Genomic DNA, 6,834 nt, shown 5'->3' with positions numbered 1-6,834 from the left:
GCAGAGGACATCAGCGGTGAGGAACTCCTGCCCCTGCTTCACCGGAAGGGCGGGCCGGCTCTTGTCCATGCCCTGATCGGATCGGAATTCTATCACGAGGACCCCGAAGACCTCGCCACCATCCTAAGCCTCGATCTTCGCACCCGGGCCGTTCGACTGCAATTTTCCGACTGCCGTTCAAGCAGCCTGCCGCTGACATCGGGCTACATCCTCCTGACGCCGGAACTGACAAGCGCCATAGACGCATTGCGCACTCCCGAGGATCACGCGCTCGAAGCGGCCCGGCGCAAGATCGCTGCCTTCGGCTTCCGCACATCCATCGGGCAGGACGACATACCGGGACTACTGGCGGCAATCGAAGCCGCACATGCTTACCGCCTGCCCTGGCGGGATGAACGTTTCGAAGGCATCAGGCTGACCCGCAAGTATGGTTCTGCGCAACTGGAGGCAAAGCTGATCGCAGCGTGGCTGGAGGGCGCAGGCGATCCCCCGCCCGGCGATCTCGTCATTGCAATGGTTTCGGCATTGCGTGAGACCGGGCGGACAACGGACGCTCTTGCACATACCGACCTCCTCATCCGCAAGGCCAATGGGCTGGACCACACGGAACAGTGCATCCTGTTCGTCCAGCGGGGCGCGCTCTGGCTCGATCGCTTTGAGCAGACCCGAGAACCAGAACACATCGAACGCGCACGGCAGTGCGCCAGACGGAGCTGGGCTATCGAGCCGGGAGAAGAGTGCAGTTCGCTATTCAACCGGCTGCGCAAACTGGAGGGCTAAGCAGCCCGACGGCCTGCCAGCCCGCTCTCACCAAAGTATGCCGGCAGTCCTGACTGGCGGAGTGTGGAATAACTGCATCACTCCTGCGGTAAAGCGTACTCGCGCCTGCCCGGTTCGTTGACTCCCAGGCGAAGCTCCATCACTGCGCCTAACGCGACTGCGAAGCGTTATCAGTTTATAGGAGCTTTTCGAATGCACCAGTCCGGGTTCCGTTCAGCCAAGAAGAGTTTGCGTTCCTTGTTGATGCGAAGCGCGCCCATCGCAGCCATGGCGCTCACGGCAAACGGGGTGTTTGCATTCGCCGCGCATGCCGCAGACAATACTGCCGAAACGGCAGGCGAGCCTCGCAGCGACGAGATCGTCGTGACCGGCGCGCTCCCCAGCGACTATGTGATCGAAGGTCAGGGCTCCACCACCCGCCTCGATCTTTCGCTTCGCGAAACCCCGCAGGCGGTCAGCATAATCACCCGCGCGCAGATCGAGGACTTCGGGCTGGACACCGTGGACAACCTGCTGCGCCGCGCGACCGGCGTAAACGTGGACAGTGCCGAGACCGATCGGACCTACTACAACGCCCGCGGCTTCGACATCGTCAACTTCCAGTTCGATGGCATCGGCCAGCCGCTTAGCTATGGGCTCCAGAACGGTACCATCGACACGGCCCTGTTCGACCGCGTGGAAGTGGTGCGCGGCGCCACCGGCCTGCTTTCGCAAACAGGCAACCCGTCGGCGGCCATCAATTTCGTCCGCAAGCGTCCGACCCGCGACCTCGGCGGCTTCGCCAGCCTGAGCTATGGCTCCTACGACCATGTTCGCGGCGACGTGGACATCAACACGCCGCTGACCGAAGACGGCAGCATCCGCACGCGCTTCGTAGGTGCCTATGACACGGGCGATTCCTATCTCGACTACTACCATTCGTCGCTGCTGACGCTTTACGGTGTTGCCGCGGCCGACCTTGGACCGGACACGGTCGTTACCGCCGGATATTCCTGGCAGGAAAGCGACCCCCGAGGCGTAAGCTGGGGCGCCCTGCCGTTTCTTTATGCCGATGGCTCTCCAGTGACCTACGATCGTTCGGCGAATTCGGCCCAGCCGTGGTCGTCCTGGTACTCGCTGGACCGCAACTTCTTTGCCGATGTCACTCATCAGTTCAGCGAAGACTGGAACGCCAAAATCTCGGTTCTGCGCCGCGCCCGCGACCAGGATTCCAAGCTGTTCTATGTTTACGGCGCACAGGATCCCGAAACCGGCGATGGACTGTTTTCCTATCCCGGCGCCTATCTCGACAGGCTGCGCGAGACCACCATCGATGCCCATGTCACTGGCAAGGTCCACCTGGGCGGGCAGGAGCATGACGTTGTCCTTGGCGTGAACTATGGAGAATCCCGTCTGGTCGAGCAGGAATCGGTGGATGCAGATGCCATCGGCGTCGCTCTGCCGGGTAACAGCGCCTTTGACGGCGATTTCGCTTACCCGAACTTCGGCGACTATGCCGTGACGGCCGACTTCAAGACCAAGATCGCCAGTGTCTACGGCCTGGCACGCATCTCGCTGGCCGATCCGCTCAAGGTCATGATCGGCGGCAATGTCACCAATGCCAAGCGAACCGGCATCTCCTATGACACGCCCTATTCGTTCGACCGGACCAAGTTCCTGCCGTTCGCCGGCCTGACTTTCGATCTCACCGGCACTCTCACCGCCTATGCCAGCTATGCGACGATCTTCAGCCCGCAGGTGCAACTCGCAGCGGACGGATCGATCCTCGATCCCCTCGAAGGCGAAACCTACGAGGCCGGCATCAAAGGCGCGTGGAACGATGGCAGGCTCACCGCCGCCGTGGCCGTCTTCAAGACCAGGCAGGACAATGTGGCCGAATCCATCGGCTTCGATCCCGACCTTGGCCAGACGCTTTACAGAGGTGTCAACGCCAGGTCGCAAGGCGTCGAAGTCGATGTGGCGGGCGAGCCGCTGCCGGGCCTTCAGCTCTCGGGCGGCTATGCCTATGTCGATATCGAGGATGACCAGGGCGATAAAGCCCGGACCTTCATTCCGCGCCACACGGTACGGCTGAGCGCGGTCTATTCCCCGCCCTCGCTCGACGAACTGCGCATGGGTGTTTCGGCCCGGTACCAGAGCAGGATATCGCAGCTTTACGAAGCCTTCACCGCCGATGGCGAAGATGCGACCATGACGCAGAAAGGTTATGCTATCGTCGATCTCATGGCCCGCTATCAGGTGACGAAGAACGTGTCGCTCGCAGTGAACGTCGATAACGTGACGAATGTGAAGTACTGGACAAGCCTTCAGTGGGACCAGGCCTACTACGGTGCTCCGCGCACGGTGCGCGGAACGGTCGGCTTCAGTTTCTGACGATGGCCGGGGCAACCCTCACCGGCGCGCTGGCGCTTTGTGCGGCCGGTCCGCTGCTGCTGCGCTACGGATGGCAGCGCAGCAGGGCCGTGGTGGCCATCGCATGGACGGCGATGGCGGTTGCCACGGTCCTGCTGGCAGCCGGTGAAGGCGCCTGGGGACTGACGGCGGGCGCAACCGTCTCGATGACGATGGCACTGGCCGTGATCGCGCAGGCCGCTGCCGCTACCCCGGCGCCGCAGCGCACACCGCGTGAAAGGGCGCCCGCGCCGCTGCCGGTCGGCCCGGTGGACTGGCCCGATATCGCCCGTCGCTGCGGCGTGTTCCTTGTCGTCGTCGGGCTGGATCTTGCTGCCGGGCTATGGCTCGCCTGGGTGGTGCAACGCGCGATGTTCCGCGCCGGCAGCCACGAAGCCGATGCCACGGCAACGGCGCTTTTCCTGCTTCCCCTGTTGTGGATTGCGATGGCAAGCTGGCAGATGACCTGCAGGACTCTCTCGGCGATGATCCCCGCGCCGGTCGCGGTCGCACTGATTGGAGGGATTGCATGGCTGGCAATGTGAAGCCTTCCGAAGGACTAGTGCAGCGCGCCCTTGCCGGCCATGCCGCAATCGGGCTGCTGATAGGGGCTGCGCTCTATCTCGTCTGCCTGTCCGGCGCATTGGTCGTCCTCCAGGAACACCTGCAGCGCTGGGAGGAACCCTCCGCCGCCGAAATGGCCGAAATCTCGCCGCAAGCCGCCCAGCGCGCTCTGGAAGGCCTGCTCGCGCGGCAAGGAAAGCCAACCACTCACGCCTTCATCCACCTGCCGACCGAGGGCCTTCCGCGCGTGGTCGTGACGACCGATAACGGTGCGGCCTACGTCGACGCCGCGGGGCGCTACGATGCCCCGGAAGCGCACGTCTGGACCGAGTTCGTCCTCTTCCTCCACTACTACCTGCACCTGCCGATGTTCTGGGGGCTGCTGCTTACCGGAACCTTGGGCATCATGCTCTGCGCAGCAACGGTCACCGGCGTGATCGCCCATCCGCGCATCTTCCGCGATGCCTTCCGCATGCGCCTGCGGGGCAGGCCGCAACTCAGCCGGTCCGACCTGCACAACCGCTTCGGCGTCTGGCTGCTCCCGTTCGTGGCCGCGCTGGGCTTCACCGGCGCCATACTGGGCCTGGGACAACTGGTATTCCAGACCATCGCCGCGGAACGCCATGCCGGTGACTTCGAGGCTGCTTACGGCCCCCTGTTCGGGGCCGAACCCAAGGCCGATACCAGCCCTGCACCCGTAGCCCGCGCGGACCGGGCCCTGGCATGGATGGCCGCTCACCGTCCCGGTCACCGCGTGACCTATGTGACGATCGAGGAACCCGGCACCGCTGGCCAGCAGATTGCCGTGCTTGCCGACCACGACCGGCGCCTGATCTACGGCGAGACTTATCTGTTCGGAGGCACCGGCAACTATCGCGGAAATGTCGGCCTCTCGGACGGACGGACCGGCCAGCAGGCCATCGCCTCGATCTACAAGATGCATTTCGGCACTTTTGGCGGTGTGCCCGTGGAAATCGCCTATTTCCTCTTCGGCCTCGCGCTCTGCGCCATCATCTCGACGGGCACGACGCTCTGGCTGATGAAGCGCCGTGCGCGCGGGCGGCCCTCCACCCGCCTTGAAGCGCAATGGGCGGTGACGATCTGGGGCAGTCCGCTCGCGCTGGCCTTGGTCTACTGGCTGCGGGCGATTGCGGGTGCCGAAGCCCCGCTGGTTCCGGTGTTCTGGGGCCTGCTGGTACTGGGCCTCGCGGCCGCAACGCTTCGCCCGGCCGAAATCACTTCGGCGCGCCTGCGCACAGCGCTGGGGCTCGCACTGCTGGCGACGGGGATAGGCCATTTCGCGCTGGCGCCGACCCATCCCGCAAGTTCGGTGGCGATCGACCTGGCGCTTGCCCTGTCCGGTGCAGGCCTCGGCCTGCTTCCACTGGCCCGCCGCAAGGCGAACGCCGCGTTTCCGAGCGCCGGCGTCCCGGAAAACGCGGTCAGATCGGCAACTCGGTCGTCGCCTTGATTTCCGACAAGGCCACGATCGAGTTGATTTCCTGAACGCCGGGAAGCTGAGACAGCTTCTCGAAGAAGAATTTTTCGTAAGCCTCGATATCGGCGGCGACGACGCGGATCAGGAAATCGATCGAGCCCATCAGCACGTAGCAGTCCAGAACCTCTGGAAATTCCCGGATCTTGGCGGAGAATTCGTCGAGATTGGCGCGGCCATGGGCGTTGAGCTTCACTTGCGCAAAGACATGGGCATCGAGGCCGACCTTCTTTCGATCTACCAGCGCCACCCGCCGCTTGATGTAGCCCTCGCGCTCAAGCCGATCGATCCGGCGCCAGCATGGCGAAGAGGACAAGCCCACCCGTTCTGCGATCTGCGCCGTAGTCTGGCCTGCATCGCGCTGCAGCTCGCGGAGAATCTTGCGCTCATAGGGATCAAGTTCGGTCATTTCATTCTCATATCATGTATTCTCGGGTCAGTCTTGCCACAAAACTAGCTTCCCGCACCCAAATGAGGAGAGAAATCTCCCGCCCGGCCTGCGACAATGCTTGCGGCAATTACGCCAATCCCGACTGGAGTTCGAAAATGGTCGCCCGCGCCAGCCGCATGACGCCGCCGATGGAATATGTCCGTCTCTACGACGAAGCTGCCGGCCTTGACGGTGTAATCGCCATTCACTCCACCGCGCGCGGACCGGCTGCCGGCGGCTGCCGGTTCTGGACTTACGCCGACGAAAGCGCCGCCATGGCAGACGCTGTGCGTCTGGCCGAAGGCATGAGCTACAAGAACGCCATGGCCGAACTGCCCTTCGGCGGCGGCAAGGCCGTGCTTCGCCGTCCGGCCGGTGCGTTCGACCGCACAGCCCTGTTCGAGGCTTTCGGCGAGGCTGTCGAACGGCTCGAAGGCCGCTATGTCACGGCAGAGGATGTCGGCACCAGCGTATCGGACATGGAGGCGGTTGCACGCCACACGAACCATGTGGCCGGCCGCACGGCACTGCCCGGCCGCGCCGGGGGCGATCCTTCGCCCTGGACCGCGCTCGGAGTGTTCGAGGCCATGCGCTTCGCTGCGGGGTTCCGTTTCGGCGGCGGCCTTTCCGGCATGACGGTATCGGTGCTTGGCGTCGGTAACGTCGGTGCACACCTGTGCGATCTGCTGGCTGAAGCCGGCGCCCGGCTCGTCGTGGCCGATATCGATCCGGCCCGCTGCGCGCGGATCGCCGAGAAGCATGGCGCCAGCATCGTGCCGGTCAGCGAGATCTCAGGAGTTGCCGCCGATGTCTTCGCGCCTTGCGCCCTTGGCGGCGTGCTGGATGCGGCAACCGTCTCGGCACTGCAGGCCCAGATCGTTTGCGGAGCAGCCAACAACCAGCTCTCCAGCGAAGATGTCGCCGGCCTCCTGCTGGAACGCGGGCTGGTCTACGTGCCCGACTACGTCGCCAATGCAGGCGGCATCATCAACGTCTCGGCCGAGTACCTTCACGAAAGCACCGATGAAGTCCGCCAGCGCGTCCTTCAGATCGGCCCCCGCGTGTCTGCGCTTCTCGATGAAGCGGCGCAGGACGCACTCCCGCCCTCGACCGTCGCGGACCGCATCGCCGAGCGGCTGATGCAGCCGGAACGGGTTGCCGAGCCGGCCTGACG

The 6,834-nt window shown here is 64.2% G+C and carries 6 protein-coding genes (1 of these 6 running past the window's edge); 5 read left to right on the top strand and 1 reads right to left on the bottom strand.

Annotated features, from left to right (window positions below; all coding sequences use genetic code 11):
• The 4 genes from U9J33_RS21925 to U9J33_RS21910 all read left to right on the top strand — a co-directional run.
• A protein-coding gene (locus tag U9J33_RS21925) for a hypothetical protein (protein WP_054436429.1) crosses the window boundary here: on the top strand, positions 1–780 show its 3' portion. It extends 12 nt beyond the left edge of the window; 780 of the gene's 792 nt are visible here — the last part of the coding sequence; its start codon lies off the left edge, out of view; it ends in the stop codon at positions 778–780.
• 267 nt (positions 781–1,047) lie between these two features.
• A complete protein-coding gene (locus U9J33_RS21920) occupies positions 1,048–3,153 on the top strand; it encodes a TonB-dependent siderophore receptor (protein WP_165913296.1) in 2,106 nt (701 codons plus the stop codon).
• Positions 3,154–3,155: 2 nt separating this feature from the next.
• Positions 3,156–3,716, top strand: a complete 561-nt coding sequence (locus tag U9J33_RS21915) for a hypothetical protein (RefSeq protein WP_324699172.1) — start codon at positions 3,156–3,158, stop codon at positions 3,714–3,716.
• Positions 3,701–5,206: a PepSY-associated TM helix domain-containing protein gene (locus U9J33_RS21910; RefSeq protein ID WP_221937258.1), complete on the top strand. Its 1,506-nt coding sequence runs from the start codon at positions 3,701–3,703 to the stop codon at positions 5,204–5,206. The genes U9J33_RS21915 and U9J33_RS21910 overlap by 16 nt, the downstream gene beginning before the upstream one ends.
• Here U9J33_RS21910 and U9J33_RS21905 read toward each other — a convergent pair.
• Positions 5,178–5,639, bottom strand: coding sequence for an Lrp/AsnC family transcriptional regulator (locus U9J33_RS21905; RefSeq protein WP_054436426.1), 462 nt, complete (start codon positions 5,637–5,639; stop codon positions 5,178–5,180). The two genes, U9J33_RS21910 and U9J33_RS21905, sit on opposite strands and share 29 nt — an antisense overlap.
• Before the next feature lie 137 nt (positions 5,640–5,776).
• Here U9J33_RS21905 and U9J33_RS21900 point away from each other — a divergent pair, with 137 nt between their 5' ends.
• A complete protein-coding gene (locus U9J33_RS21900) occupies positions 5,777–6,832 on the top strand; it encodes a Leu/Phe/Val dehydrogenase (protein ID WP_186000062.1) in 1,056 nt (351 codons plus the stop codon).
• Positions 6,833–6,834 lie beyond the last annotated feature (2 nt).

This window comes from Novosphingobium sp. RL4, assembly GCF_035658495.1.
Classification (GTDB): domain Bacteria; phylum Pseudomonadota; class Alphaproteobacteria; order Sphingomonadales; family Sphingomonadaceae; genus Novosphingobium.
The sequence above is the reverse complement of the archived record's forward strand: the minus strand, read 5'-3'. Positions and strand labels throughout refer to the sequence as shown.